At 60.6% G+C, this 26,903-nt stretch carries 19 protein-coding genes and 4 pseudogenes; 3 read left to right on the forward strand and 20 right to left on the reverse strand.

Annotated elements, in window-relative coordinates; translation table 11 throughout:
• Positions 1-146 precede the first annotated feature (146 nt).
• Entirely contained in the window at positions 147-356 is a 210-nt protein-coding gene (locus tag ACE10X_RS39045; protein ID WP_179077337.1) for a hypothetical protein, read from the reverse strand.
• Between the two features lie 124 nt (positions 357-480).
• On the opposite strand from ACE10X_RS39045, the pseudogene ACE10X_RS39050 reads away from it, so the two are divergent.
• Positions 481-1,480, forward strand: a pseudogene (locus ACE10X_RS39050) (tyrosine-type recombinase/integrase).
• 112 nt (positions 1,481-1,592) lie between these two features.
• Positions 1,593-1,736 (forward strand): annotated as a pseudogene (locus ACE10X_RS39055) (transposase domain-containing protein); the annotation flags it as partial.
• A gap of 617 nt (positions 1,737-2,353) precedes the next feature.
• Here ACE10X_RS39055 and ACE10X_RS39060 read toward each other — a convergent pair.
• The 11 genes and pseudogenes from ACE10X_RS39060 to ACE10X_RS39110 all read right to left on the reverse strand — a co-directional run bounded on the left by ACE10X_RS39060 (position 2,354) and on the right by ACE10X_RS39110 (position 16,847).
• On the reverse strand, positions 2,354-3,439 hold the full coding sequence (locus ACE10X_RS39060) for a cache domain-containing protein (protein WP_375763674.1): 1,086 nt from the start codon (positions 3,437-3,439) through the stop codon (positions 2,354-2,356).
• 10 nt (positions 3,440-3,449) lie between these two features.
• Complete coding sequence (locus ACE10X_RS39065) at positions 3,450-5,420, reverse strand: glycosyltransferase (protein WP_018268869.1); 1,971 nt, start codon at positions 5,418-5,420, stop codon at positions 3,450-3,452.
• Positions 5,420-5,827, reverse strand: coding sequence for an HlyD family efflux transporter periplasmic adaptor subunit (locus ACE10X_RS39070; protein ID WP_077231163.1), 408 nt, complete (start codon positions 5,825-5,827; stop codon positions 5,420-5,422). The genes ACE10X_RS39065 and ACE10X_RS39070 overlap by 1 nt, the downstream gene beginning before the upstream one ends.
• On the reverse strand, positions 5,740-6,633 hold the full coding sequence (locus ACE10X_RS39075; protein WP_026191845.1) for a hypothetical protein: 894 nt from the start codon (positions 6,631-6,633) through the stop codon (positions 5,740-5,742). Before ACE10X_RS39075 ends, ACE10X_RS39070 begins: the two co-directional genes overlap by 88 nt.
• A 1,136-nt stretch (positions 6,634-7,769) precedes the next feature.
• The gene (locus tag ACE10X_RS39080) at positions 7,770-9,362 is read right to left on the reverse strand and encodes a bifunctional diguanylate cyclase/phosphodiesterase (protein ID WP_016841552.1); all 1,593 of its coding nucleotides are present in this window, start codon (positions 9,360-9,362) and stop codon (positions 7,770-7,772) included.
• A 656-nt stretch (positions 9,363-10,018) separates the two neighbouring features.
• Positions 10,019-11,422, reverse strand: coding sequence for a GGDEF domain-containing protein (locus ACE10X_RS39085; protein WP_018268870.1), 1,404 nt, complete (start codon positions 11,420-11,422; stop codon positions 10,019-10,021).
• 294 nt (positions 11,423-11,716) lie between these two features.
• Positions 11,717-12,040, reverse strand: coding sequence for a hypothetical protein (locus ACE10X_RS39090; protein ID WP_018268871.1), 324 nt, complete (start codon positions 12,038-12,040; stop codon positions 11,717-11,719).
• 696 nt (positions 12,041-12,736) lie between these two features.
• On the reverse strand, positions 12,737-13,048 hold the full coding sequence (locus tag ACE10X_RS39095; protein WP_038374098.1) for a helix-turn-helix domain-containing protein: 312 nt from the start codon (positions 13,046-13,048) through the stop codon (positions 12,737-12,739).
• 21 nt (positions 13,049-13,069) lie between these two features.
• Positions 13,070-14,429: pseudogene (locus ACE10X_RS39100) on the reverse strand (IS701 family transposase); the annotation flags it as partial.
• Positions 14,430-14,803: 374 nt separating this feature from the next.
• Positions 14,804-15,980, reverse strand: a pseudogene (locus ACE10X_RS39105) (IS91 family transposase).
• Positions 15,981-15,986: 6 nt separating this feature from the next.
• On the reverse strand, positions 15,987-16,847 hold the full coding sequence (locus ACE10X_RS39110) for a site-specific integrase (protein WP_026191847.1): 861 nt from the start codon (positions 16,845-16,847) through the stop codon (positions 15,987-15,989).
• A 1,080-nt stretch (positions 16,848-17,927) separates the two neighbouring features.
• On the opposite strand from ACE10X_RS39110, the gene ACE10X_RS39115 reads away from it, so the two are divergent.
• Positions 17,928-18,839, forward strand: coding sequence for a LysR family transcriptional regulator (locus ACE10X_RS39115; RefSeq protein ID WP_085970796.1), 912 nt, complete (start codon positions 17,928-17,930; stop codon positions 18,837-18,839).
• Here ACE10X_RS39115 and ACE10X_RS39120 read toward each other — a convergent pair.
• From ACE10X_RS39120 to trbE, 8 genes are read right to left on the reverse strand one after another with little or no spacing between them, the layout of a single operon-like run.
• Positions 18,803-19,060: a DUF2274 domain-containing protein gene (locus ACE10X_RS39120; RefSeq protein WP_016843881.1), complete on the reverse strand. Its 258-nt coding sequence runs from the start codon at positions 19,058-19,060 to the stop codon at positions 18,803-18,805. The genes ACE10X_RS39115 and ACE10X_RS39120 overlap by 37 nt on opposite strands.
• Positions 19,057-20,259, reverse strand: a complete 1,203-nt coding sequence (locus tag ACE10X_RS39125) for a TrbI/VirB10 family protein (RefSeq protein ID WP_018268875.1) — start codon at positions 20,257-20,259, stop codon at positions 19,057-19,059. The genes ACE10X_RS39120 and ACE10X_RS39125 overlap by 4 nt, the downstream gene beginning before the upstream one ends.
• A complete protein-coding gene (trbG, locus tag ACE10X_RS39130; RefSeq protein ID WP_026191849.1) occupies positions 20,250-21,326 on the reverse strand; it encodes a P-type conjugative transfer protein TrbG in 1,077 nt (358 codons plus the stop codon). Before trbG ends, ACE10X_RS39125 begins: the two co-directional genes overlap by 10 nt.
• Positions 21,323-22,012, reverse strand: a complete 690-nt coding sequence (gene trbF, locus ACE10X_RS39135) for a conjugal transfer protein TrbF (protein WP_026191850.1) — start codon at positions 22,010-22,012, stop codon at positions 21,323-21,325. The genes trbG and trbF overlap by 4 nt, the downstream gene beginning before the upstream one ends.
• 3 nt (positions 22,013-22,015) lie before the next feature.
• Complete coding sequence (trbL, locus tag ACE10X_RS39140; RefSeq protein ID WP_018268877.1) at positions 22,016-23,377, reverse strand: P-type conjugative transfer protein TrbL; 1,362 nt, start codon at positions 23,375-23,377, stop codon at positions 22,016-22,018.
• Complete coding sequence (trbK-alt, locus tag ACE10X_RS39145) at positions 23,374-23,694, reverse strand: putative entry exclusion protein TrbK-alt (protein ID WP_018268878.1); 321 nt, start codon at positions 23,692-23,694, stop codon at positions 23,374-23,376. Before trbK-alt ends, trbL begins: the two co-directional genes overlap by 4 nt.
• Positions 23,695-23,704: 10 nt before the next feature.
• Positions 23,705-24,463, reverse strand: a complete 759-nt coding sequence (trbJ, locus tag ACE10X_RS39150; protein WP_016841933.1) for a P-type conjugative transfer protein TrbJ — start codon at positions 24,461-24,463, stop codon at positions 23,705-23,707.
• Positions 24,460-26,898, reverse strand: coding sequence for a conjugal transfer protein TrbE (gene trbE, locus ACE10X_RS39155; protein WP_018268879.1), 2,439 nt, complete (start codon positions 26,896-26,898; stop codon positions 24,460-24,462). Before trbE ends, trbJ begins: the two co-directional genes overlap by 4 nt.
• Positions 26,899-26,903: the final 5 nt, after the last annotated feature.

The raw sequence follows: 26,903 nt of genomic DNA on the forward strand, positions 1-26,903 counted from the left end.
GAATTTTCGATGCCCACATTTGGGGAGTATTCACCGCCCAGTGACACCGGCTGACCAAGTTCGGCAAGTCGCGGCTCGTGCCATTGCATCCGACGACGCGAACCGCGTTGCGCGACTACGCTCACCGGCCCGACGCGATGCTCGGATCACGCTGCGGCTCGACCTTCTTCGTTGCCGAACAGGGAGGCCGCTTGCTGCACCAGTACGTTCATCGCGTCTTCTGGCGATTGTCCCGAGAGGTCGGGCTGCGGCGCCCAGGTGATCGTACCGGGCCACGCGTGCACGACTTCCGTCATCGCCTCGCCATCCAGACGCTGTTCGACTGGTATCGCGAAGGCAAGGACGTCGAGCAGCAACTCCCAGTGCTCTCCACTTACCTCGGCCACGCCTGCGTGCGTGACCTACTGGTATCTCTCGGCCTGCCACCGAGTTGATGGAAGAAGCGGCGCGGCGTCTCGATCGGCGGTGGGAGGTGACGCCATGAAGCCTGCCTGCAATGTCGCCACGTTGATCGAGCGCTTCTTCACCGAGCGCCTCATGCGCCAGCGCAATGTTAGCGCCAACACGATCGCCTCCTACAGGGACACGTTCCGGCTGCTGTTCTTGTTCGCACAGGTGCAGCTGCGGAAGCCCCCATCGGCCTTGGCGCTCACCGATTTGGACGCAACGTTCATCGGCGCGTTCCTAACCGATCTCGAGGTAAAGCGCGGCGCCAGCGCGAAGACGCGTAACCTGCGTCTGACCGCCATCGTGGCGCTTGCTCGGTATGGCGAGCACGCGCTGGATCAGCGCACTGTGTGCCGGCTCGTCGAAGGACACGAACCTGAAGAAGGATCGGAACCTCGGGTCTGGCGCACACGTACGATGCGTCGGTAAAGGGCGGAAGGAGTCGACCGGATAAGCGACAGCTGCACTTCCTAACGCGCCCCGAGATCGAGGCGGTTCTCGCAGCGCCCGATCGAACGACGTGGCTTGGCCGCCGTGATCACACCTTGCTGCTGGTCGCGGCCCAGACGGGCTTACGCCTCTCCGAGCTGACTAGCCTTGACCGGGATGCTGTCCCACGTTGGGGAACAACGCTGTTGCTCCTTTCCACGGTTCCTTGAGCCATGCCTGGAGCGCACGCCGAGCGAGTGTGGTCAGCGGAGTGCGCATGGGGGGCCGGCTCAGTGCCGACAGCGTCCAGTCCCTGCTGGGAAAGGATGTTCGTGTCGCTCACAAGAGTTGCCCGTCTTTGAAGCCAAGAGCGTGTCACCGCACGTGCTGAGGCACAGCGCTGCGATGCTGCAAGCCGGCGTCGACTGCTCCGTGATCGCGCTGTGGCTCGGTCATGAATCGGTCGAGACGACGCAGACATACCTGCACGCCAACCTCGCCCTCAAGGAAGCTGCCCTGGCGAAGCTCAAGGCCGTACGAGCGCGGCAAGCGAACTCGCTTCCAGCCGAACGACCGCCTACTCGCCTTCCTCGAGACGCTCTGAACGATCAGACTACGCCGAATGGAATGGGGCTGCCTGCACTCGATCGACGGTGCCAGCGCGACAACGGCGTGCCATACTAAATCCGTTTGGCATAGTTCGGCGGGCGGGATAAACAGCCAAGATGAACGACGTTGATCCGCAAGCCTGGCTCGCTGACGTGCTGGCCAAGCTTCCAGATCACCCCGTCAGCAGAGTCGCAGACCTGCTCCCGTGGAATTGGAAGGAGACCCAACAGTCCAAAGCTGCTGCTGCCTGAGCGCCGCGGCAGACCGGTGCGCCTACCCAGGGTGCTGGCCGGATGCATACGACGGCCTCGCTGTTTGCTAACGGTTGATCCGCGATGCGCACTACAGTGATCTCGAGCACGAACCTGCGTGGTCTTCGTCCCTTTCTCGGGTTAAGCAGATTTGGTTTTGAGTAAACGGCCCCGGAAGAACCTGTCGTCCTTGCCATTGCTCGACAAGAGAATCAGATAGGAATACGTCATCGATTCGGAATGTGATCGAATACCGCGGCCATGCTGTTCTACCAGACGCGCCGTGCCTCACCATCCAGGACGTAGAGGGGGCGGTGTTGCTTATCGAGCGTGAAGCGCTACCGGGACGTACCGGCCCTCCGCCGGAACCGGCAGACCCGTTCTTCCCGCCGAATTGCCAGCGGATCTGATGCGGAATATCCCTCAGCATTTGTTCTGCGGCCCTGGAGACTTCTCTTGCATCTTCGCTCCCGGTGGCTGCGACGAACCAGATATCCTCCCTCGTCAACCTCAATTTGCCTCAGATGTTTCGGCGCTGACCAGACACGACACTTCCGCGCAACTTCATGCCCGGTGTGATCATCGTTCAGCTAGTCATCTCCAGTCGGTGCTTGGATTCAATTGCGACCAGAGTGGCCCATCAGCTTCGACTGGATACGAGCTAGCGCGTCACTGAGCCTCGCCGCTTCGTTAAAGCGTGTCTCCGAATATGGCGGGCGGGCGGATGGATCGTGCAAGAGGGCCTCCGCCGTATTCGAGAGCCGGCGGAGCGGCGTCCTCAGCCACTGCGCCGCACAAAAGAGTAGTGCTAGTGTGGCAATGGCACAAACACCGAAACTACTCCAAAATGATCGGATTAAATTACGGGTGGTCGCAAGCGCCTCGTCGGTACTCTGCCGAACCAGAAGAGACCAACCGAAGCTTGGAAGGTTTGCGAAGCCGACCGTCGGAACGATTACTGCGAAGTAGTCCCTGCCGTCAGGCCAGCGCTCGCGTAGAGACGCGGTCGTCACGCGACTAGCCGCAAGCGCGGAGCCGATGTTGAGCGGCTTGTTGATGAGATCGGGCGGGCCAAACAGGACGGTTCGATCACCCGAAAGCAGCAGCACGTCAATGCCGGGCACTTGTAACGAGTCCATGCCTTCTGCGACCCATTTCCAGTCAAGGTGCGCGCCGATGACCCCGGCAACGGAGCCGGCGTGGCGCAACGGTGCTGCCAGGTCGATAAAGCGATAGGGCTCACGAGATGCAGGCAACTGGGCGGCCAGCAGTTGAGCGGCATGCACATCGATAGCCGCCGGCGAGACAAGGCCCCGCTTAAACCAGGGTCGCTGTGCAACGCTTACTCCTTCGAGCATGCCGTCTTTAGCCGCGAGAATGGTCCCTTCGAGATCCGCGACGCCGAGCCAAGTGTAGCGTCGATCAAGGCGGCTCAAGAAGTCGATGTGTTCTCGCGCACTCTTAAGATCTGCCGGGTCAATGAGCTCAGCGGACCGAGCTACATCCATCCAAACTCCATAGAGCCGGCGGGCCAACAGCGCGGAACTCATTTCGCCGCGAATCCTTAGCGCGTCGAATTGCAGCTGCTCTCCCCGTTGCTGTAGCAAGGCCGTGTAGATCGTTGCGGTCACCACGGCAGGCACCAATATGAGCAAGGCGCCTCCACAGAACACCAAGGAGAGTAAGCTCGGTCTTTTCGGCATCTCACGCTCCTCAACTCGTTAGAGCTCGCGCCAACTCGCGGATCATTTGCAAGATGTTCCCTCGATCGGCCCCTGGCATGGCCGATTCGGTATGAAGCTTCTTGATAATTTTCGCCCTTTGCTCAGGAGTTGGAGAGAACTTGATTCGATAGCCATCACGAGTAGTCGCAGCAACATGCGCGTCTACTCCGCCAATCCCGGGCAGGTCGAGCTTCCCTTCTGCTCCGGCGGAAAGCCCGGATGGACCGCTGATTCGAGCGCCCCCTCGGCCCAGATTGAGAAGCCATCCGCGGTGTTTCTCACCTTGGATCACCAACGTGATGGGCTCTGGGATCTGCCGCTGAGGTCGATCGTATCGCGGTCGTTCGATGCACACCACGACTGCCACGAACAGCACCAGTATGTTGTAAAGTGTCCAGAACATCACGATAGCCGTGCCGTCGCCCGCTGTTGGGGACGTATTGAAGACGAAATCGGAGTTCAACGGCACGATCAGGCCGCCGATCGTCAGTGCGAGCAGGAGTAGAAACGGTCGCATCAACGCCCATTGGACAACGACCTTGGCACGGTCGCCGCCTTTGGCCGTCACCGAGAATTTATGCGATCCGCTGGTCAGAAGCCCGAGAGCAGCTGCCCGGCTGATGGGCCAGGCCGCGATCAGTTGAGCCGTATCGTTGAGAAGCGGGACAAACAACCCTTTTGAAAGCCAGTTCAGGGACACCAGAACCATTAGGTAATAGGGTACATAATAACTGATAATTTCCACCAGCGACGCGTTCACGATGGTGATACCGAACCACCAGTACAACAGGGGGCAAATCAAGCTGGCAAGCCTGAAGGGAAAGGTGCTGAGCCAGTAGAGCAATGAATCGAGGATACCGATTCGATGCATCAGCCCAAGGCCTCGCATGCCAAAGGGGCTGTATGAGCCGCGAACGATCTGCATCAGGCCAAGGCACCACCGTCCACGCTGTGTAATATACTCTTTCAATCCTTCGGGAGCCAAACCTTCAGTCAATGGCTCGTTAAGGTACGCAGTTTGCCAGCCGTTCTCCGCAAGCTTAAGGGTGAGCAGGAAATCTTCGGTTACGCTTTGTGTTGGAATCCAGCCAATCTGCTCGACGGCCCGGACCCGCATTACGGATGATGTCCCACAGCAGATGGCAATCCCCCAAGCGTCCCGCGCTGGCTCGACGTTGTCAAAGAAATGACGTTGTTCATCCGGATATGCGGTGCTTATTCCCAGGTTATGTTGGATCGGATCAGGATTGAAGAAGTGCTGCGGGGTTTGCACGAGCGCGACGTCTGGCTCGTGAAACAACGCTAGTGTCCGCTCGATGAAGTCCGCATGGGGAACGAAATCTGCGTCAAGTACAGCGACAAAGACCGGGGGGGCTGGATCGCGGGCGCGCACGCGAAGTGCGTGGTTGATGTTCCCCGCTTTAGCGTGCTCCTTATCCGAGCGTGCGAGATATCCGATTTCGTACAGCTCGCAAAGTTGCCTCACCCAATTCCTGGCGCCGTCGTCGAGAATAAAAATCCGAAGCCGTGGATAGCGGATTTCGGTCGCGCCAATGATCGTGCGCTCGAGCACTTCCGACGGCTCGTTGTAAGTCGTGATGAAAACATCGACGCGCGGCGCTTCTCCAGGCAGCCACCATTCGGAGTACTGGTTTGCTTCTGCCGACCGCTCTTTCACCCGCGACAGTATGAAAAACGCGATGGTAGAGGAAAGCATCGTCAGAGCTTCGAGTATGGCGAATCCCCAACTGAACAGCGCGTCCGCAGTCCAGTCGAGCGGTGCCAGTGTTTCGGTGAAGCGCCAAGCCATATAACGCCAAGACAGTACGGTAGCCGTCCCCAGGAGAAGAGCGCGCCAATACCACTTCATCGGATTAAGCAACGGAAAGACGGTAAGGCGAAGCCCAACTATGAAGGCGGCGCCTGCGAAGGCAGCAACGAGTGGCGACAGCAGAAGCATCAGAGTCCGTACCGCGTCATAAAGCGACGGAATTGTGCGATTGGGCCGGCTGTGAAGATAACGCGTCCAGTACGTCCAATCGCGCAGCTGAGATCTGCCTCTCCTGCAAGGTCTGGAACAGTCACGGTGACATCAAAGCGCTGGAGATGTTGTGCACTTGGACCCACAGCAAGATTGGTGTAAAGCGAGGCCGCACCGGATCCGCCAAGGCGAGTTATGGTTCCATTGAAAACACGGTCATCGCGAAACAACCGAAATTGCACGGCCGTTCCCACCGAGAGACCGTCGTAGAGAGATTCGCTGACGCCCGCAGTGACGATCAGTGTACTGCAGTCGACGATCTTGATGAGATCCTGGCCGCGCCGCGCGTATGCGCGTATTGGCCATCGTCTATTAGTATGTCCCAGACTAGGCCAACGACGCTGGCATTAAGAGTAGCGAAGCTCAAGCTATTGACACGAAGACGCTCGGCATCGATTTGCCCGTCGAGCAGTACAATACGTGCCTTCACCTGCTCCTTGTCGACATTCAGCTCGGCCAGCCGCTGCTCGAGCTCGCGGATACGTTGGGCCGAGGAGGGAGCGTCGTTATAGGACTCCCCGATGAAGACGCCGTCGCGAGCGGACGTAAGTTCCGTCTCTAAATAATTCACTCGCTGCTGCGCACTCTCCAGTTCTTGCTGCGCGACGTCGTAAGTTGCGCGAGCGCGATCCAAATTCGCCACCGTCTGTACACCACGCGTGCTTAGCTCATTTGCCCGCTTGAATTCTGCGTCCGCTTGACGAAGGCGCGCGGCCGCAGCGTCTTGAGCTGCTTTCGTTTCGGCAATTCGAGCCTCAATCTGCCGAACCCTGCCGCGCTGGTAATCAGTTGATTGAACATCGAAGCGAGACCGGGATGCGGACAAGGCCTCTCGCTGGCCAACGAGACGGTTGAGCTCGATCTGCTGGTTCGTGCGATCGCGATCAAGCTCAAGAAGCCTCGCGGTATCGAAGCGTTGGTCGTTCAATTCTGCTATAAGCTCGCCGGGACTAATGCGCGCGCCGATGCTCTTTACGGCAAGCGTCACTTTTCCTTCGATCGGGGCCCGAACGATGTAGAGTCGAGCATTGAGTGTAGCATCCGCCGATGTTCCGGCGAAGTGCTCGCCGATAATAACGTACAATCCAACTGCCAACAGGGCCAAGCCGACGATTGCACGTACGAGCCTCATAAGAACACTCCAACTTCATTTATGATGGGAAGGTCGCGCAGCGTATTCCCCATCCGGGATAAGCAGATACTGAGCCTACGGTCGAATTGTTCTCCCCTAAGCGACCCTCCGCCCTGCTTTGGATTGCCAAGTCTGATGCCGCTCGGATGCGAGTGTTAGCGGCTCAGGCGTTCATTGATCAGACTAACAGGCTGGTAAAGAATAGCTTTGTGATCTCAGCGATAGGAGGATCCGTATCGTCAGAAGTGACAATGGTCATAAATTCGTGCCTGCAATTCCAGCAGCGCCAGAGATCTTGGACCTCCCGCGCACCAATGCGTTCATGCCACTCGCGGTGGACCAACGCAGAGCCACATTGAGGACAGTTTTTGTGACGTGCTATTGAGACCGACTCCATGTGGCAGCCCGTGTCGTTGTGCCAAACGGCATTGCCGAAGAAGCATTATTGTGGCCGCCGCTTCGTGGGCGGCTGCGGTGGACGGACTTCTCTGTTCAAACCCTGTGCCAACTGCGACAGCTTGATCAGTAAAGGATATTTTTCAAGGAAGTGTACCAGACCGACTGCATGTCAGAAATCGGACAATCTATGTTACGTTCTAACGCAAGGTCGCAAATCAGGCTAAGTCTCGTTTTGGAAGCCTTGGGTGAATCGTTCGGCGTTGAGTAATGCGGGCTGGGAGGTGTCGCTGATCATAAACGGCCTGATCAGAACGTCTCCACCAGACCGGACAACCGGATGCTCGTGGAAGTGCGCTTTGGATCGTGTGCGCTCGGCACTCCCTGGCGCAATCAGGAGTCGTTAGGAGACCAGAACGGTCAGCTCCGGCGTTTCAGTCGGAGAGGCATTAGGGGCGTTGGTGACGGATCTTTGAGACGATATCCGGACTTCTGATATCTGATCGCCGTTCGCGGATGCCCCTATGCGTTGACGTTGGAGCAGGTGCAAAACGGTGTGCACGACAGGCCGCTACCAGTGATCGAGTCAATGTGATTTCTTAAGAGCCCACGCCCTGTCTAAGTGAATGCGCCTTCCGTGAGCAACAATGCAATTGCCGGCAACGCGTCAAATGCAGTGCGGCAGATCTACACGGCTCATTCTAACGCCTCCCGAGCACGCTTGAACTCAGCGCGTCGACTCACGCATGTAGGTTTCTTGCTCCATCTTCAGTAACCGGTCCGCGGCGGGCTTGGCGATCAAGCAGCGCGGGGATACCGGCGGCTTGAACGGGACCACTGAACAAGTAGCCTTGTCCTTCTGTGCAACCATTGGCCACCAGATAGACGAGTTGGCCTTCGTCTTCGACTCCCTCGGCCGTGGTCGTCAAACCAAACCCTTTAGCAAGGCCGAGTATAGCACGAACGATCACCCGGCTGTCGGTGCTCTCGTCGAGATGCGACACGAAGCTGCGATCGATCTTGATCTTGTCAAGACGAAACGAAAGCAGCTGGCTAAGCGTAGCATAACCCGTTCCAAAATCATCGAGCGCGATGCGGACGCCGGCTCGACGAAGTTCGTCAATCACGGTCTTCGCAGCCCCGTTTCGTTCCACGAACGCGCTCTCGGTAATTTCAATCTCCAGGCGGCATGGACTAAAGCCGGTTTGCTCAAGGATTGATATAATGCGCCCTCCAAGCGCGGAATCCCGCAATTGAACAGGCGAAATGTTGAAGGCAAGCGAGAACGTCTTCGGCCACGCAGTGGCATCAAGACACGCGCGGCGAAAAACCTGATCTCCAAGAGCGTCGATGAGGCCAGTTTCTTCTGCAATTGGAATAAACACGTCGGGCGGGACATGCCCTAATGTCCTGTTTTCCCAACGCGCCAACGCCTCGAACCCGACGATGCGATTACTTTCGAGTGAAACCACCGGCTGGTAGTGGGGCTCGATAATATCCGCCGCGATAGCGCTCCGAAGCTCACGCTCAATATTGATGCGCCGCTCGACATGTATGTCCATGTCCGGTTCGAAAAAGCGAACACGCGACCTGCCGTCGCTCTGCGCGCGATAAAGCGCGCGTTCTGCGCGCCTGACCAATTCGTGGGGGTTGACGCCATCAAGCGGAGCGATGGCGATGCCAATGCCAAGACTAAGCTCGGCTGCGCCAGTCTCAATCGCGAAAGTATCGGCGGCGGACGCCACCATACGGCGCGCCAGGTTGGCGGGATCTTCGAGGGAGCTAATGCTGGGCAGGACGATCCCGAATTCGTCGCCTCCGATCCTCGCCAGGAGGCCATCCTTGCGCAAGATGTCGATAAGCCTTGTGGCAAGTTCGCAGAGTGCCTTGTCCACCGCTTCATGGCCGTGCGTATCCTTGATCCGCTTTAAGCCGTCGAGGCCGAGCATCAGAACAGCGACTTGATGCGTGTCGGTGGCGAGGCCAGCGCACAGATCAAGTTTCTCATCAAACAGGCGGCGGTTCGGCAAGCCAGTCAATGGATCGTGTCGCGCCAAATCGCGGACGTCCCCTTCTGCAATCGTTCGTGCGTCAATTCCGCGGGCGAGTTCTCGGTAGCGCCGAACACTAAAGATTGATAGTGCAATGCTCAGCAAGAACGCGACGAACACAATGAATATAATGTCGTCGAGTACCGAATCCACATAGCGCCGTCCCAGCTGCGCCAAACGGGGGCCAAGCCCATAGAGATGCGCTAAGAGTGAAGCGAGAACGACGCCGCCGAAAAGAGCAATGAAGTCTCTCGTGGCAGAACGGCTCCAATCGAAGTGCAATATTGGCAATCGTGGAGTTGAAATTCTCATCTCAGTCGAAATTTCGCAACGTAGAGTGATCCAGTGAGGTTGGTGCCCGCAGCGCGGTTGTTAACTGAGAACCAGATGTTGCGCCGATTGCCGAACTTCAGTTGCGGCTTCGGAAGCTGCAATGAGCCATCGGGTAGCGATAGTTGCCGGGCAGAAGTTGTGTTCGAGCGACCTGCAAGTTCGCACATCGTTAGCGCGGCCGAAGCAACGAGTTACATCTGCCACTTGAACACCCTGGAGCGCGAGCCGCTAGTTCACGTGGGATAGCAATCGGCGCTAGGTTCCTGTCAGTTGTGCTCCCTGATCCCGACATTCTGCCGAGTGCCTGGCCAGCGGATCGGTAATCGCGGCGCGCGCCAAGGGCCGGCCGCCTTGGCGAGGTGCGGCGGCTGCTGCCAGTTGAGCGCTCGACGGAACAATGGTTGTCAAGCGCTGTTGTAGCAAGCAACGACATGACAGCTCCCGGCAGCAACCTATTGTGGTGCGAATCTACCTGCAAATGTTGCAATGGATGGACCATGACCGAATAATTGTTAGTGGAGTTGCGGCTTTGACTCGGAGAATGATAGCGAGAACGGGCGTCGGGGCCCAGAGCACCAGAGACGAAGTGAGCGATGAAGGATAACCTAGGCGACAACCACGCGGTTGCGACCTTCAAATTTTGCACGATAGAGTCGCTGGTCGGCGACGTTCAAGAACCCGTCGAGCGTGTCTCCATCGCGCCCGAACTCCGACACTCCAACACTGATGGTGACGCCGACCGACGGTTCGGCTCCGACGTCGAATGCGGTGCGTTCGATGGCCGACCGAAGGCGCTCGGCGACCGCGCAAGCCGCGTCGAGCGTCGCCCCCGGCAGCAGTACCATGAATTCTTCACCGCCGACGCGCGCGACAGAGTCGTAAGGCCGGATTGCCTCCAGGCACTTTCGCACGAATACGCGCAGGACCTCATCGCCGACGCTGTGACCACGCGAGTCGTTGATATCCTTGAAATGGTCGAGATCGAGCGATAGCAGAGCCAATGGAGCACCGGTCCGTTTGGCACGCGCGATCTCTGCGCCGATATGCTCGATGAAGTGGCGCCGATTCCCGGCACCGGTTAGTGGGTCGGTGGCGGCGAGCCGCTCCAACCTTTGATTGCTCATTTGCACTTGCTGGAGTGCTTTTTGAGTGTCAGCCATCGATTTGGCCAGGCGGGCGGTCATTTCTTCCTGGCTATAGATGGTCGCGAACGATTGCGTTGTTCGGAAAGCTCGGACGACGCCATAACTGAGCAGAAAAAAGCCGCCAGCAAAGATCGCGTGAGCCAGCCACCACATATGATTCCACGGCGCGGCCAAAATGAATGCGAGCGACGATAACGCAAACCATGTGACAGAAACGCCGAAAACAAGCATCAGCGGTGAGTGAATCCGTCGCATGAGCAAGGCCGCGACGTTCAGCGCGCTGAATAGCAATGCGCCGCCCTCCATGGACAGGCGGACCACCGGATGCCCAGCATAGCGTGAATAGGCGACAAGTGCGACAGCTAGGTCCACCGTAAGGAACAGGCCAATCCACATGAGCCACGCGCGCGTGTCCGAGCGCTTCTCAAGCTCGTCTGACGGCTGGTTGTAGCTGAGTAGCCCTACGAAGAGCAAAATCGACATCGCCAGACGCGACGCCGGCCCATAGAGCAGAAACAGCCAAATATTGCGATGTGCCATCCCGGTGAAGGCGCCGTGCAGCGAATAGATCAGCACGAAGGCCAGAAAGCCAAGGGTCAACCACCGCAACAACGGCTCGCCTGAAGACCGATAGCAACGCCACGTCACATATGTGACGAACAGCCCCTCGAGGGTGGCGACGGCGATGGCGAATTCGTGGAACAGGTGGTCTTCAAACTTCAGCGCGGGATCCTGCTGGAAATAAAGGTAAGCGATGAACTGAGTGGGCAGCAGGGCGAAGCCGATAATGAGAAGGCTCGTATACGCCTGTGTGATCAGCCGCAGCGCGTTGGGCGGCTCGTGCAACATAAGATTGGTACTCATATGCTATACCGTCATTCCATGATGATCCCGCGCGGTCCTTTCATGAACTCGCGGGCCTTTCTTCAGAGCACCTGGGGTCCTGTTGGACAACCAAAGTGAAGGCATCATGGTTCGTCTCCGGCGAAGTCATCCAACACCCCGGCACGGGTGATCACCGCTGCACGGGCGCCGAAGTCACAAGAGTCGCCTTTCCGTCCATCGGCTGCACTCATCCGAGCAGGGCGGCGACGCCGCCAGGATCGGCTCCAGGAGCGGCCAAGTCCGCCACCGCGGGACCGTCGGTGCCGTGGCGGGTTATATGTTCGAGCCCACCACGTTCAGCCCACCCGCTCCGCTAAAGGTAAGGGTATCGTGCGTGTTCAGGACAGTATCCCAGCTGCTGCCCCGAGTCGTCACGATCTGCGACCCGTTCGAAAACGCGCCATCGGAAGATGAGGAAATCACGAGCCCGTTGAGGAAGGGATTCTGCGCACTGCCGTACTCAATCGTCTGCTTGCCACCCACCGGTAGCGCCGTTGCGACGATCTGTCCGGACTGGTTCGGCTCTGAGCCAACGCGCGTGATGAGCAACACCGTAAGTGTCAGGCCGCTTTGATTGATGAGTTTCTTGTATGCCATCTGTGACCTCCGTTACCTGCCGCGTGTCCCCGCGCAAAATGCGGGACAGAGGTTCCGCTATATACATAAGCTGGCTGAGCTAGGCCCCTGCCAGATCTTGTAGGCGGCCAATATTTGGAACCTGTCAGATAGTTTTCATCATGTAGAAAATGCGGTGCCGCTTCGGTGTAAGCACCTAACTGCCCACTGTTGCGGGATAGGCAACATCCCCGCTTGCTCGACACTGGCCAAACTGGTCGCTCTGGAATGCGGTATAGTAGTCGACACAGACACCATCGGCACGCCTTTGTCGTGGCGTCAAAGATGGCGCCATAGGACGAGAAGTAACCGCCGAAGATCGTGTCCCAGTAGGCGAGACATGCTGGATCCATTCGCCGGTATCAGGGATTCCGTATTGCCGCCCGCATCTCCATCTTCATAGCTTAGTAGCCCCCACTGGGCCGACAATCTCTTCAGCTTCACCACCACGCGGGATTCGTCGTTCCGCTTCCGCAGCGGCGAATTCGCCATGATCGGGTTCAAGGTCGACGAGGAGCCGCTGCTGCGTGCCTGTAGCCTCGCCAGCGTAGCTGGCTCACCAGTGATATCGAGGGTTGCCGGTTCAAGGCCGCGAGTTGATAGCCTACGCGGGCGTGCATCGGCTGGTGCGAAAGCCGGCGCCCGATCTGTTCGGGCTCCAAGCTTCTCGCCGAGGCCTCATTCGAAATTCTGTGGCGTCGGACCGTTGCGTTTGTTCTTTTGGACACGCGGCTTGCCGAGACGCGCTGACTTACGGCGTTTAGGCGAGGTCTTGCAAGACACCGCATGTTTGGACGGCCGAGCAAAGAATTCGGACAAATGAACGCCCAGCGTTTCGGCGATGCGATCGAGGAGATCAATTGTCGGATTTTTCGATTGCCGCTCAAGACTGGCCATGTAAGAGCGGTCAATCCCGGCTTGGTAAGCCAATCTCTCTTGGGAAATACCGCGTTTCGCCCGAATCCGACGCACATTCCAAGCCACTAGCACTACTTTGGCAGAATGTGTTTGCGCCACTGTTTTTCGGGGATTTGCTTTCGGCAATATGGGCACTGCTGAGGCGGCGGCCGAAGGATGAGATCAACGATGGCGTGACGTACGGCGGGCATGGTTGGCTGAGGCGGAGGCCCGTTGATTCTTTTTTTTCCGCCCCGCGTATGCGAGGCGGCGATGTTGCAGAAAGGCGTAGGCAATCATTGTCATCAGGGCGTGGCGATGAAGACCTTGCCATGATCGCCCTTCGAAGTGATCAAGTCCAAGCTCCTCCTTCAACTGCTGATGCGCCTGCTCACAAATCCACCGTGCCTTGATGGTGGCGGCCAGCGTGCGCAGATCCGTCGCCGCTGGAAGATTGGCGAGATAGTATTTCTTCTCCCCGGAGGCACGTTGCTCGCCAATGAGCCAAGCTTCGTCACCTGGTAGATGCTGCTGGCCTTTATCCCATATCCGCTGCGCAGGGCCGTCGGCGGTCCGGACACGGAGAGCAGCAAATCGGGCTTTGAGCCGACCTTTCGTCCCGCTACGCCAACTCACGGTTTTCCATTTGGCGCTGGCCAGCATTTGTTCTGCCGCAATCGATAAGATATCGGGCACGTAGTGCTTTCGTGGTTTGCCACGGACTTTGGTGATCGGCCAAATGAGCTTCACATCGACCGGATACACTTTCTGGTGACGAGGGATACCGACCGCCCAGGCCAACCCGCGCTCTGTTAGCCCTTGTCGAAACGGTGCGCTGAGGCCGTATCCTGCATCCGCCGGCACACATCCAAAGCGCAGGTTGGCTGCCATCGCGCGGTCAATCTCGGCCAAAGCAATCTCCGGCTTGGACCGTGGCGTTCGGTGTTCGACTGGCACGCGAGCGCGCTTCAAACGAGACAAGTCGCTCGTCCAACTGTCAGGCAGAAAGAGACGTAACGCGACCATCACTGGCACTTCGCCGCGCGCAAGCGTTAAAGACACCAGCGTCTGGCAATTTGCCGTTTTACCGAGAGCCGACGCGTATTGAGCCGCAACACCGACCGAGCGCTCACCCTTCTTCGGCAGTGAGGTGTCATCGATAACCAACACCGCATCCCTGCCGCCGACAAGTCGGTCTGCCTGGTTGAGCAGCTCTGTCTCCAGCGGCGTCGCGTCCCAGACACCGTCCGCAATGAAATGGTGCAACTGGTCGTAGTTGCTCGTGGCAAGGCGTTCCGCCATCGGCTGAACGCTCTTGCGATCGCCAGGACCGATCAATCCCGCAACATACAGGACACATCCGCTGTCGGGTCTTATGACCCAGCCGGTCCAAGAACGGCATTAGCCAGCGTTCGAGTTCGTCTTCCCATCCCGCCATGGTCAGCCCTCCAAGAGCCGACCACCCATGAATCATTGAAAAATCGATTCGGGAATCTTGAGGGTTCTGTGAGGTCGCGTAGCAGGCGCGAGCCGCGTACGCGGTGGCGCGTGCGACCTCATAGAAGCCGGATTGAACGAAGCCGCGGAGTTGTGGGCGCTATGGGGATAGTGCAGCCGGAGCAACTGCGGAGAAGGCGCGCCTGTGGCGGCCGTGCGTCGGCGAGTGATTGATCGGACGTGAGCGGCGCCATTGCTCGGTCCGAGAGCACGATGCCGCGAGCGATTTGCTGTGCTGGGATGCGCGGCCGCATGACTGACGGGGTGAGTGGTGACGAGCGCGGCCACGGCGACATCGGACGTTGCCACCGCGAAGGTGATCACGGAAGGGGTGGATGATGCAGGCGCTGGTCATGACGTGTCACAACGAAACGGATGGTCGCGCGCGCAGGCTTGCGGGACGACGTCGATGCGCCGCATGGTGCCGCCGCAATGCGGGCGGACCGGGATCTCGCATTTGACGAGGGGATCGCCGCCGGCTTCTTGATCAGCCGGAGCGTTGCGGACGTCAAGGAGTTGACGGCAGAGGACGATTTTATCGTTGCGTCCGCCATTGGCGAGAAAGCCATAGTGGCGGATGCGGTGAAAGCCGTCCGGCAGGGTGTGCAGGAGAAAGCGACGCATGAACTCATCGGCATCAAGCGTCATCACTTTGGCCTTGCGATTCTGCCGATAGTCCTTCCAGGAAAAGCTCACCTTCCCATCGGCGAGTGAGATCAGCCGGCTGTTGGCGATGGCGACGCGATGCGTATAGCGGCCGAGATAAGCCAGCACCTGTTCGGGCCCACCGAATGGCGGCTTGGCGTAGACGACCCAGTCGGTCCGACGGAGCTGATCGAGCCGCTGGGTAAACGCGGCGGGATCGGCGAGACGGGCGAGATCACCAAAAAAGCCCAACTGGCCAGCCACGAAGGCAGCTTGCAGCTCTTGCAGAAACAGGCGGCGGAACAGTTGAGAGAGGACGCGCACCGGCAGGAAGAAGCCGGGCCGGCAAGCGACCCAGCGGATGCCGTCGGGCGAAGGTCCACCACCAGGCACGACACAGTGGAGATGCGGATGGTGTTGCAGGGTCTGGCCCCAGGTATGGAGGACGGCGGTCACGCCGAGCTGGGCGCCGAGGTGCTTGGGGTCGGCCGCGATGGTGGTGAGCGTCTCGGTAGCGCAGCGGAACAGGATGGCATAGATGACGGCCTTGTTCTGGAAGGCGATCTCCGCGGCGGAGGCCGGCATGGTGAAGACGACGTGGAAATACGGCACGGGAAGGAGCTCGGCTTGCCGCTCGGCAAGCCATTGCGCGCGCGCCGCGCCCTGGCACTTCGGACAGTGCCGATTGCGACAGGAGTTGTAGGCGATCCGTGTGGCGCCGCAGTCGTCGCACTGCTCGACGTGGCCGCCGAGCACTGCCGCATGCCGTGATCGCGCCCATGACGCGCCGCTCGACGCGGCCCAAATGCTCGGCACGGGCTTGCCGAAACGCTTCGCCGTAGCGGCGGAAGATATCCGCCACCTCCAGAATCGGAGCCATCAGGTCCGCTCAGCCGGGCGGCACGACCTCCAGGCGGAGCCAGTCAAGTGGACTTGGCGTATTGCTGATGGTCTTTGTGGCGACTTGGGTATAGCGCGCCGTGCTGGCCAGACTGGCATGGCCGAGCAGCACCTGGATGATGCGCACGTCGGCCCCGTTCTCCAGGAGATGGGTCGCGAATGTGTGCCGCAGCGTATGCACGGTCACCGACTTGCTCAAGCCGGCCGCAGCACAGGCTGAACGGCAGGCGGCGTGCAGCACGTTCGGGACGAGCGGACGCTCGTCGTCGCGGCCGGGAAATAGCCATCGTTTTGGCCGAGTGAGCCGCCAATACGTCCGCAGAATCCTCAAAAGCTGCGGCGAGAGCATAACGTAACGGTCCTTGCCGCCCTTGCCGTGCTCGACCCGGATCAACATCCGTTGGCTATCAATGTCGACAACCTTCAAGAGGACCACTTCCGATACGCGCAAGCCTGCGGCATAGACGGTGGTCAACGCGGTACGGCTCTTGAGGCTTGGGATTGCTTCCAGGAAGCGTACGACCTCGTCGGCGCTCAGCACGACCGGTAGTTTGCGCGGTTTACGCGCATAGGCGATGCGCTCCGGAACGGTGTCATGACCAAGCGTCACACCGTAGAAGAACCGCAGTGCGCAGACGATCTGGTTCAGTGCCGGCCAGGACATCCCCGTCGCAACCAGATGTACCTGGAAGGCACGGATATCCTCGAGGTCGAGCCGGTCGGGAGAACGACCGAAATATCGGCTCAACTTCGCTACGGCGTTGAGGTAGGATTGCTGCGTCGCCGGTGACAGATTGCGGACCGTCATGTCCTCGATCATGCGGCGGCGAAGTGGGCTGATCTCAGCCATCGGAAAACCTCCTGTCTAAAGGGTTGGGCTTCGAAAACCCGCAATCCTCTCAGACAGGAGGCAATCCTTGCCATGCCTCCCTACATGCCGCGCCAGCGGCTTCGTTCAATCCTATAAAACGCGGCAAAATCAAATAATCTGCCAAAGTAGTGCTAGCGCACGAGTTTTCATGTGCCAAGCATGCCATTCGCTCTGACCGTCAAACCACTGACTATAACGCTACTATTAGCAGGGTGCAGACTCATTAATAAATGCTGAGGCGGTAGGGCTACTTTGCCGATCCAGTCAGGAGCAATCACGTTCGAAGGTCCCATGCGATGGCTCCCCCGCATCTCAGAAGGAGCGCTCGATGAGGCTGAGGCGATAACCGTGGCCTCCCGTGACCGGCGGTTCCGCTGCAACCTTGTTCGCAACCTCGGCGGCGCATCCAAGCGCAACCACCAACTAATGTGATGGACCGATCTGATTTGGCGATGGATTGTCGTGAGGCCGAGTCGTCATCTAATCAAATAGATTGTATTTTGGTGGCATAATTCCAGCAAACGGCCCAGCCGTCTTGCTCAAGCAGAACTTCGTCTGAACCCGCCCGTAACGCTCGCCGAGGCGATTGCACTCCGATGGCAAGAGCCAGCGTCGGCGCGCCACTCAGTGAACGAGTTGTCGAATGCGCCAAGCTCGGTTCGATCATTGGTCGGAGAAACGAGATCACCGAATCCTTTGAAAAGGAGGCAACCGAGGGCAGATAGCTAAACCTTCTCGCAATTACTTACCGAAGCTCCTGACCTTTTCGCGGTTGAGTTCGTCGAATGGACGCGCTTTAGCCCCTTAGCTGGCGGGCAGCTACATGCGGTTCAATCTGAAGTCGACAGCGATTTTTTTGGTCGGGGCGGAAGCCTACGTTGGCTCTTTTACACGCCATTGCGGTCGGTCGCCAGAACCTCCAATGCCTTCACGAAGGCGCTCAATGGCTGCGTCAGGGCTAGCGCGAAGAAGGCGCTGAAGCAGCGCAAACAAATGGAGTGAACCATTCAAAAAAAAGTTTGGTCACCGGCAATTCGCCATAGGGCTCCGACCACGCCAGTGGAATTAAGAGATCTACGCTGGGCAATCGCCGCATCTCACCACAGAAGCCTCCGCCAAGCGGCAGAAACGCTCAGAATCAAGCAGTCGACTCTTAGTCGTCGCCTGCGCAATCTCGAATACAAGTTGGGCGGCGCTCTCTTCGAGCGCACTTACGCCGGCACGCGACCGACCCTTGAAGGGCAAGAATTCCTCGATGCCGCCCAGCGCATCGTGGATGAAACGGAAGCGATCGCCGCTCGCCTCAAGACTCATTGGCGAGGCGAGAGCGGCCGATTGACCATCGGCGTCCACGCCTCACTCTCAGCCGGCAATCTCCGGGCCACCCTCCTCGACCACCGGCACCGCTTCCCCGATGCTGATACGCATCTGGTAGACGGATCGAGAGACCATCTGATCTCCGATCTAGCCAGTTCCGCCATTGACGTCGCCTTTGTGGCCGAACCCAATTCAAGCTGGAGCGACGGGTGCTTGTCGCTCTGGAGCGAACGTGTCGTCGTCGCCCTCCCCAAGGGCCATCCGCTGGCAAGGCGTGATGTGGTTCACTGGGGCGAACTGAGGGAGGAAGCGCTTCTGTTGTCACAGCATGGCCCGGCACCGGAATTGCTCAAGCTTCTCGTCAGCAAATTGGGTGGGTCCGATCCGTGTTGGCTGCTTCACCATGATGTGGCGCTCGACCGGCTTCTCACTTTGGTGGGCGCGGGCTGGGGTGTCCTGCTGACTTTGGAAGGCGCGACCGGCGCGGCCTATCAGGGAGTGACCTTCCGCGAGGTCCATGATGCGGAGGGTCCGACGCGGCTGAGCTTCCGCGCTTATTGGCGGCAAGACAACTGCAATCCGTCACTGCGTCCGTTCCTCGCCCTACTTCGGGAACGCTATCCAGACCTCTCGGCTGATCCAGAGACGACCTGAGCCGCATTTCGGCGAGCTTTTGCAAAGGCGCGGTCGGTTGCCATGAAACGCTCGATCATGGGCGCGATCAATTTGGCGGGCTCGGTCGGTGTGGTCGTGCCTCCGCTACGCGTCAGAATCTCGGCGTAGCTTTTGAGATCCCTGAAGACCGCCGCCGGCAGCTCGATCGTGAGCTTCACCGGCTTGTCGTCTTCAAGCGGCCCAAGCTTGAGCTTCGTCATGGCGTCCCTCCCTTTCCGTACGGAGCCAGCACCAGGTCTCGCGTAACGATGACCCGCACCGGGAAACCTGGCCGGATGGTCAGCGTCGGCTGGATGTTGAGCTGGCGCTGCACGATCTGCTGACCCGTCTGGCTGATGCTGTTGGACGCGCCACTACGGATTGCTTGAACGAGGTTGTTCTCGTTCTGGCTCGTGCCCGCCTCCGCTCCAACGCTGAGCATGGTCGAGAGGACGGCGGCTTTGAACAGCATGCCCCAATGGTTGTCGACCTCATCCTCAAGCCCGGCATAACCACCGGTGTCGGCGCCGGGCTGGCGCTCGAGCACGATCGAGTTGCCGTCCGGCATGATGATGCGGGTCCAGATTAAGAGGATACGGGACTGGCCGAAGGCGACGGAACTGTCGTATTGGCCGATCAGCTTCGCACCCTGGGGAACCAGAAGATATTTGCCGGAAGGGCTGTCATAGACAGCCTCGGTCACCTGGGCGGTGACTTGGCCAGGCAGATCGGAACGAATGCCCGTGATGAGCGCAGCCGGGATCACTGTGCCGGCCTGCACGATGTAGGGAGAGGCCTTGGCTTCGAGCCGATCTGGACTGACCGTGCGCTTGTCCGTCGCAGCGTTGAGGAAGGCCGTCTTGCGGTCCTGCATGTTCTGGGCGGATCCTGCATCGACAGGTGGTGTCGCGGCCGGAGTCGGCGTGGCGCCAGTGGAGGCATTCGGGATTGGTTGGCCCACGCTCTGCGGTTGCTGAGCAGTTTGGGCAAAGAGGCGGCTAACTCGCGCCGCCTCGATTTCCTGGACCCCGTGCTGCGTCTCGGGATCAGACGTCGCCGCTATGGTGTTCGGTGCGGCGCCTGCGTTGAGGATCGGCTTGCCGAGATCGCCAGGCAGCGGCGGCCCGAGCGGCGGCGCTTGACGCGGCAGGCCAGTATAGTCCTTCGGCAACTCGGCCAGCCCCTCGGCCGAAGGTCGGTTCTGGGTGCTGAGCAGTTCTTGGCCGCTCTGCAGCTTATTGCCGGTCTGGAGGGCATAGCCGAGCGCGCCCGCGACTGCCAGGGCAGACACAGCGCCGAGGCCGATAAGGACCTTGCGCGAGAGCCGTGTGACACGGGGCCGCTCGCCTCGGAGCCGAAGGTCCGGCGGCGCGACAGACGGAGTATCGCCTTGATGTTCGTCTTCCCTGCCTATCGCCATGAGCGCGGCCTTCCGTCGGTGCGGACGATACGCACGCGCCGCTCGCTGTCCTTGTCACCAAGACGCAATTCGGCGGCGGCGAACAGGCGGTCGACGATGTAGTAGTTGCGGTTGACCCGGTAGTTCACCAGTTCGGAGCCGCCGGCCGGGCCAATGACGAACAGTGGCGGCATCTCACCCTGGACAATCCCGCTGGGAAATTCGATATAGACCTTGTTGCCGTCGTCAAAAGCGCGCAGCGGACGCCAGGCCGGATCATCGCCCTCGATCGAATAGCGGAAATTGATCGAAGCGAGATCGACGCCGGCCGCAATGGGGGCCGCGGTTTCGGCCGCCGCATTCTGCCGCCGAAGAGCAATGAGTTGGTCCTCAGGATATTGCCAGGAGACCGAGGCCATATAGGTCTTCTCCGTCGAGCGGAGCTCGAGGAGATAGGTCCGTCGGTCGGTGTTGATCACGAGATTGGTGACCAATTCCGGCCGCGTCGGCTTGACAAGGATGTGGATCTTCTTGGTCGCGCCCGCCCCACTCTCGGTATCGCCTATGATCCACCGCACAGTGTCACCCGCGGCAACCGGTCCGGAGCCGACGAGTTGCTCGCCGTCCTGCAACGCGACGTCCGTGATCTGACCGGGCGCGGTATAGACCTGGTAGAGAGCTCCCCCCGAGAAGGGATAGACCTGTACGGCATTGATGAAGCCATTGCGGACCGGCTGCACCCGTGCCGCAGCGTTAGCCTGTTTGACGCGAACCTTCGGATCGGCGGCTTCGGGGACGCGCTTGCCGGCGGCGAGCGGTTTCAACTGCCCGGGCAGCGGCAGCGGTTTCGGCAATTCCACGATCTTGACGGGCGGCGGCGGATCGACGGTGAGCGTCGCCGGCTCTGCGCTATCGTAGTTGATGTCTGGCGGGATGAAATTGTGTGCGCAGCCGCCAAGCGCCGATGCAACCATCAGCAAAGCCGCAAAGGCGGGTTTACGGGGAGACGTATCGCCGACTTTCCGGTTTTGGTGAACGATAAGCTGCGAAGCCGGACCGCCGGCTCTTGAGAAAATCGGCGGGGTCATTGTCCCAGCTCCTTTGACCAGTTGATGGCGTTGACGTAGATGCCGAGTGGATTCTTGCGCAGCCGATCGGCGTCGGTGGGCGGCTGAATTGCGATCGTGAGGATCGCGGTCCAACGTGTGGTGCCGGCGAGCGCCCCATCCTGAAAGCGGTGTTCGACCCAGGCGACGCGAAAACTGTCGGGCGAGGCGCGGATGACGCTGGAGACGTCGATAGCGACCTGCTGCTTGCCGAGATTGGCGAAGGGGTCATTGGCGCGGGCGTAGTCGTTCAGCGCCACCGAGCCCGCCGTGGTCGTGAAATCATAAGCCTGCAGCCAGTTGTGCCTCACGATGATCGGGTCGGCCGGAAGCGAGCGGACGATCTGGATGAAGTGGGCGAGATACCAGGCAATCTGCGGGTCGTTCGGCCTGTAATCAGCGACGGCGGGCGCCACGGCTTGCGCCTCGCCGAGCTTGTCGACCTGCACCACCCAGGGAACGACGGTGCCGTGCGTGGATTGCCAGACGAGCCCGCCAGCGAGGCCGCACGACAGGATCAGCGAACCGAAGGCCATCAGCCGCCAGTTCCTGGCCTGCACGCGGGCGGAGCCGATGCGTTCGTCCCAAACTTGCGCCGCGCGCTGGTAGGGGGTTTCGGGTTCGGGTGTACGGCCGAAGCGGACCGACGATCGCCGGAAGACTGACACTTTTTATTCTCCTCCCGAGAGGTCGACGGCGTGACCGCCGCCATGGCTGTCGCCGGATTTGAGGGCTTGCGCGGCCGTCTGCGCGCCGTGAATGACGACCTGATTACGCTTGACGCGCTGGGCCCAGGCGGGCGGACCGCTCTCGTTCGCTGCTTGAGATGCGGTTCCATCGTTTGCGGCGGCGCCGCTCCCGATGGTCCCCATCGTCGAGGAGCCACCGGTGTTGGCGACGCCGGCACGGGCGCCAGAGCTAAAACTTTCCGTCATTGCCCCCGTTGCTCGCGCAGCGGCGCGTCTGACGGGAGCTGCCGCGTGACTTGCCGCCGCACGGCCCACGCCGCCGAGACCGGACGCGACGCCGCCAGCGCCGGACCCACCGGCCGATGCAAGGCTGTAGGCGGAGGACGCACCGCCCGCCATCGCCGCACCACCACGCGCGGCGGCCGCAGCACCGGAGCCAGCTGCCATCGTTCCCCTTCCGGCCAAACCGAGCGCCGCGCCGCCGACCATTGCGGTACCGGCGACGGCAAGGCCGGTGCCGACGGCAGCGCCCGCGCCAAGCTGCGGCGCGCCGGAAACAAGACCGGTGGCGATGCCGGGACCGAAGATGCCGAGGCCGAGCATGGCGAGTGCCGCCAGCACGACAGAGAGCGCCTGCTCGATGGTCGGCTGGCCGCCGGCATAGGCTGTGGCGAATTGGGAGAAGAGCCCGGTGCCGATGCCGACGATGACGGCGAGCACCATGACCTTCACACCGGAGGCAACGACGTTGCCCAGCACCTTCTCCGCAAGGAAGGCGGTCTTGTTGAAGAGCGCGAACGGAATGAGGATGAAACCAGCGAGCGTCGTCAGCTTGAACTCGATCAGCGTGACGAAGAGCTGCACCGCCAGAATGAAGAAGGCGATCAGCACCAAGAGCCAGGACACCATCAGAACGGCAATCTGGACGAAGTTCGCAAAGAAGCTGGTGAAGCCCATCATCTGGCTTGCTGCGTCAAGCAACGGCTGTCCGGCATCGAGACCGACCTGCGCCAGCTTGCCGGGCCGCAAAAAGTCCGCCGTCGAGATCGAGGAGCCGCCGGCCTTCAGGCCGAGACCCGCGAAGCTATTGAAGATGATGCCTGAGAGTTTGGTGAAGTTGGTGATGATGAAGGCGAAGAAGCCGATGTAGAGGGTCTTCTTCACCAGCCGCTGAAGGATGTCTTCGTCTGCGCCCCAGGCCCAGAACAGGCCGGCCAGCGTGATGTCGATGACGATCAACGTCGACGACAGATAGGTGACCTCGCCCTTGATCAGGCCGAAACCCGAATCGATGTAGGTCGTGAAGGTGTTGAGGAAGGTGTCGATGACGCCGACATTGTTCACGGCTTCTCTCCCTGTGGATCACTCGTCATCGGCGGCGTGGCCGGCGCGGCCTGCGGCAGAAGTGGCCGCGCCGGCCCGCCGAAGAAGCGCGCGCGGTTCTCCTTCCAAACCGCCTGGCAGTGCGGATCTTCGGCATCCTGCGGTCCGAGCGCGCCGCAACGGCGCAACTCGGCCGAGAGATCATCGGGAGCGGAGACAGAGGGGGCGTCGGATATGGGCTGCTCCGCCGGACGCCGATGAATGACGTGCAGCGCGGCAAGGAAAATGGCGAACACGATGATCATCGCGCCTGCGCGAAGAATATCCGAGCGCTCCATGATCGGTACCTCAGTTGCCGCTGAACATGGTGACGTTGCCGGGCTGATAGCCGCTGCGTGTCGAGAAGATCTTGTATTGCTGCTGGCCCTGCGACTCGGTCGCCGTCACGCGCGCCTGCTCCAACGCATCCGCCCGTCCCTTCGCGGCGAGCACCGCGACGAGATCGGATAGCTGCTGGGAATGCAGGGCCAGAAGCTGATTGCCGACCTGAGCGGCTTGCAGGGCGCCACTTGCCGACTGGCTCGCGGTGACCAGCGAGCTCATTGCGCTGGAGTTGGTCGAGATATTGCCGACGACGCCGGCCTGCACCTTCAGCGAGTCCTCGAAAGCGCCCACCGAGTTCTGCCAGCGACTTTGGGCCGTGGCAAACATTGTCGCATTGGAGCCCATTCCCGCCGCCGTGCCGTACGTGCTGGAGTACGCCGTCTGGATGCGCTCGACGTTGAAGGCGATGTTCTGGGCCTGACTCAGCAGTGACTGAGTCCGTGCGACCTGTGCCTGAAGCTGGGTCAGCGTCGACAACGGCAGGTTGGCGAGGTTCTTTCCCTGGTTCACCAGGCTCTGGGCCTGATTGGTCAGCATCTGGATCTGATTGTTGATCTGCTGCAGCTCGCGCGCCGCGGTCAGCACATTCTGGCTAAAGTTGGTGGGGTCGTAGACGATCCACTGCGCAGAGGCCGGCGCCGTCAAAGGCGGCGAGATCGACAAGGCAAGCGAGAGAGCGGTCGCAGCGGTCAAGCTTGCGCGCCGCGTCTGATGAGCGATCATGATTGCACCTCCAGATTTATCAGGTCAGGGATGAGATCGGCGGCCCAGAGCAACTCGTGATCAGCGAGCCAAGCGGGCGTGAAGTCGTCGTGGCCGTGCTCGGCGAGCAGCCGTTCGATGGCGGCATGGTCGGCCTTGGAGGACGCGGCGCAGAAGGCCAGCGCGACCGGCCCGAGGCCGAGCTCAAAGAGCCGATTGCCGCGGCGAGACTGGCAGTAGTAGTCGCGCTTCGGCGTCGCCCGCGCGATGATCTCGATCTGGCGGTCGTTCAAACCGAACCGCTGGTAGATGGCGGTGATCTGCGGTTCGATCGCGCGCTCATTCGGCAGGAAGATGCGCGTCGGGCAGCTCTCGACGATTGCGGGTGCGATGTTGCTGCCGTCGATGTCGGAGAGCGATTGGGTCGCGAACACGACGGAGGCATTCTTCTTCCGCAGCGTCTTCAGCCATTCCCTGAGCTGTTGCGCGAAGGCCGGATCGTCGAGGACGAGCCACCCCTCGTCGATGATGAGGAGGGTTGGCCGGCCGTCGAGCCGTCCCTCGATGCGATGGAAGAGGTAGGTGAGGACGGCAGGCGCAGCTCCAGCGCCAATCAAGCCCTCGGTCTCGAACGCCTGCACCGACGCAAAACCAAATTGCTCGGCTTCCGCGTCGAGCAGGCGGCCGGAGGAGCCGCCGACGCAATAAGGTTGCAGTGCCTGCTTGAGCGCGGTCGATTGCAATAGAACCGTCAGGCCGGTAATCGTGCGCTCCTCGACCGGCGAGGATGCCAGTGACGTCAACGCCGACCAGACGTGCTCCTTCACGGTCGGATCAATGGTGACGCCCTCCTTGGCGAGGATCGCGGTCACCCATTCGGCCGCCCAGGCGCGCTCCGCCGCATCGCCGATGCGTGCGAGCGGTTGAAGAGAGACGGAATCGTCAGCGCTGTTCGACAGGCTTCCGCCGAGGTCGTGCCAGTCGCCGCCCATGGCAAGCGCCGCCGTGCGGATCGAGCCGCCGAAATCGAAGGCGAAGATCTGGCTCTTCCGGTAGCGCCGGAACTGGATCGCCATCAGCGCCAGCAGCACGGACTTGCCGGCCCCGGTCGGCCCGACGATCAGGGTGTGGCCGACGTCGCCGACGTGCAACGAGAAGCGGAAAGGCGTCGAGCCCTCGGTCTTGCCAAAGAACAGCGGAGAGCTGCGGAAATGCTCGTCGCGGTCCGGCCCGGCCCAGACCGCCGAAAGCGGTATCATGTGAGCCAGGTTCAATGTCGAGAGCGGCGGCTGGCGGACGTTGGCGTAGGCGTGCCCGGGCAGTGAGCCGAGCCAGGCTTCGAGCGCGTTCACCCCTTCCGGCATGCAGGTGAAGTCGCGCCCCTGAATCACCTTCTCGACGAGGCGCAGCTTCTCGGCGGCGAGACCTCCGTCCTCATCCCAGACGGTGACGGTCGCGGTGATGTAGGCCTGACCGACATCGTCGGTACCCAGTTCCTGCAAGGCGAGATCGGCATCGGCGGCCTTGTTCGCCGCATCGCTATCGACCAGGGTCGAGGCCTCGTTGGTCATCACCTCCTTGACGATGGCGGCGATCGACTTGCGCTTGGCAAACCACTGTCGGCGGATTTTGGTCAACAGCTTCACCGCCTCGGTCTTGTCGAGGAGGATGGCACGGGTCGACCAGCGGTAGGGAAAGGCAAGCCGGTTCAGCTCGTCGAGGATCCCGGGATGCGTCGCGGTCGGAAAGCCGACCACGGTGAGCGTGCGAAGGTGGTGGCTCCCCAGACGCGGCTCGAGGCCGCCTGCGAGCGGCTCGTCCGCGAGCAGCGCGTCGAGATGCATCGGCGTTTCGGGGACGCGCACGGGCTGTTGCCGGGTGGAGATGGTCGAATGCAGGTAGGTCAGCGTCTCGCCGTCACCGAGCCACGCCACCTCGGGCATGAACCCTTCGACCAGTTGCAGGACGCGGTTGGTCCGATCGACGAAGCCGCGCAGCAACTCGCGTGGATCGACGCCGCTCTGCGCACGGCCCTCATAGAGCCAGTTCTCGATGCGCGAGGCGTCCTCGGCCGGCGGCAGCCAGACGAAGGTCAGGAAATAGCGGCTCTCGAAATGCGCACCGGCCTCCTCGAAAGCGTCCCGCCGCTCCAGGTCGACCAGCGCTGATGCGGCGTCTGGAAAAGTGTTGTGCGGATAAGTCTGGGCGGCGATGCGCTGGGCTTCGACGAAGATCGCCCAGCCTGAGCCGAGACGCCGCAACGCGTTGTTGAGGCGGGCGGTCACGCCGACGAGCTCGGCCGGCGTCGCGCTGTCGAGATCCGGACCGCGGAAGCGCGCCGTGCGCTGGAACGCGCCGTCCTTGTTGAGGACGACGCCCTTCTCGACCAAAGCGGCCCAGGGCAGGAAGTCGGCAAGACTGTGGGGTCGGTTGCGGTATTCGGCGAGGTTCAGCATGCAAG

It is taken from the genome of Bradyrhizobium sp. Pha-3 (assembly GCF_042258325.1).
GTDB lineage: Bacteria > Pseudomonadota > Alphaproteobacteria > Rhizobiales > Xanthobacteraceae > Bradyrhizobium > Bradyrhizobium elkanii.

Coding starts and splice junctions, on each gene's coding strand:
- ACE10X_RS39110 (WP_026191847.1), bottom strand. CDS start 16,847: ATGGCTGAGATCAGCCCACTTCGCCGCCGCATGATCGAGGACATGACG.
- trbG (WP_026191849.1), bottom strand. CDS start 21,326: ATGACCCCGCCGATTTTCTCAAGAGCCGGCGGTCCGGCTTCGCAGCTT.
- ACE10X_RS39120 (WP_016843881.1), bottom strand. CDS start 19,060: ATGACGAAGCTCAAGCTTGGGCCGCTTGAAGACGACAAGCCGGTGAAG.
- trbE (WP_018268879.1), bottom strand. CDS start 26,898: ATGCTGAACCTCGCCGAATACCGCAACCGACCCCACAGTCTTGCCGAC.
- ACE10X_RS39125 (WP_018268875.1), bottom strand. CDS start 20,259: ATGGCGATAGGCAGGGAAGACGAACATCAAGGCGATACTCCGTCTGTC.
- ACE10X_RS39075 (WP_026191845.1), bottom strand. CDS start 6,633: ATGAGGCTCGTACGTGCAATCGTCGGCTTGGCCCTGTTGGCAGTTGGA.
- ACE10X_RS39085 (WP_018268870.1), bottom strand. CDS start 11,422: ATGAGTACCAATCTTATGTTGCACGAGCCGCCCAACGCGCTGCGGCTG.
- ACE10X_RS39060 (WP_375763674.1), bottom strand. CDS start 3,439: ATGCCGAAAAGACCGAGCTTACTCTCCTTGGTGTTCTGTGGAGGCGCC.
- ACE10X_RS39065 (WP_018268869.1), bottom strand. CDS start 5,420: ATGCTTCTGCTGTCGCCACTCGTTGCTGCCTTCGCAGGCGCCGCCTTC.
- trbJ (WP_016841933.1), bottom strand. CDS start 24,463: ATGATCGCTCATCAGACGCGGCGCGCAAGCTTGACCGCTGCGACCGCT.
- ACE10X_RS39090 (WP_018268871.1), bottom strand. CDS start 12,040: ATGGCATACAAGAAACTCATCAATCAAAGCGGCCTGACACTTACGGTG.
- trbK-alt (WP_018268878.1), bottom strand. CDS start 23,694: ATGGAGCGCTCGGATATTCTTCGCGCAGGCGCGATGATCATCGTGTTC.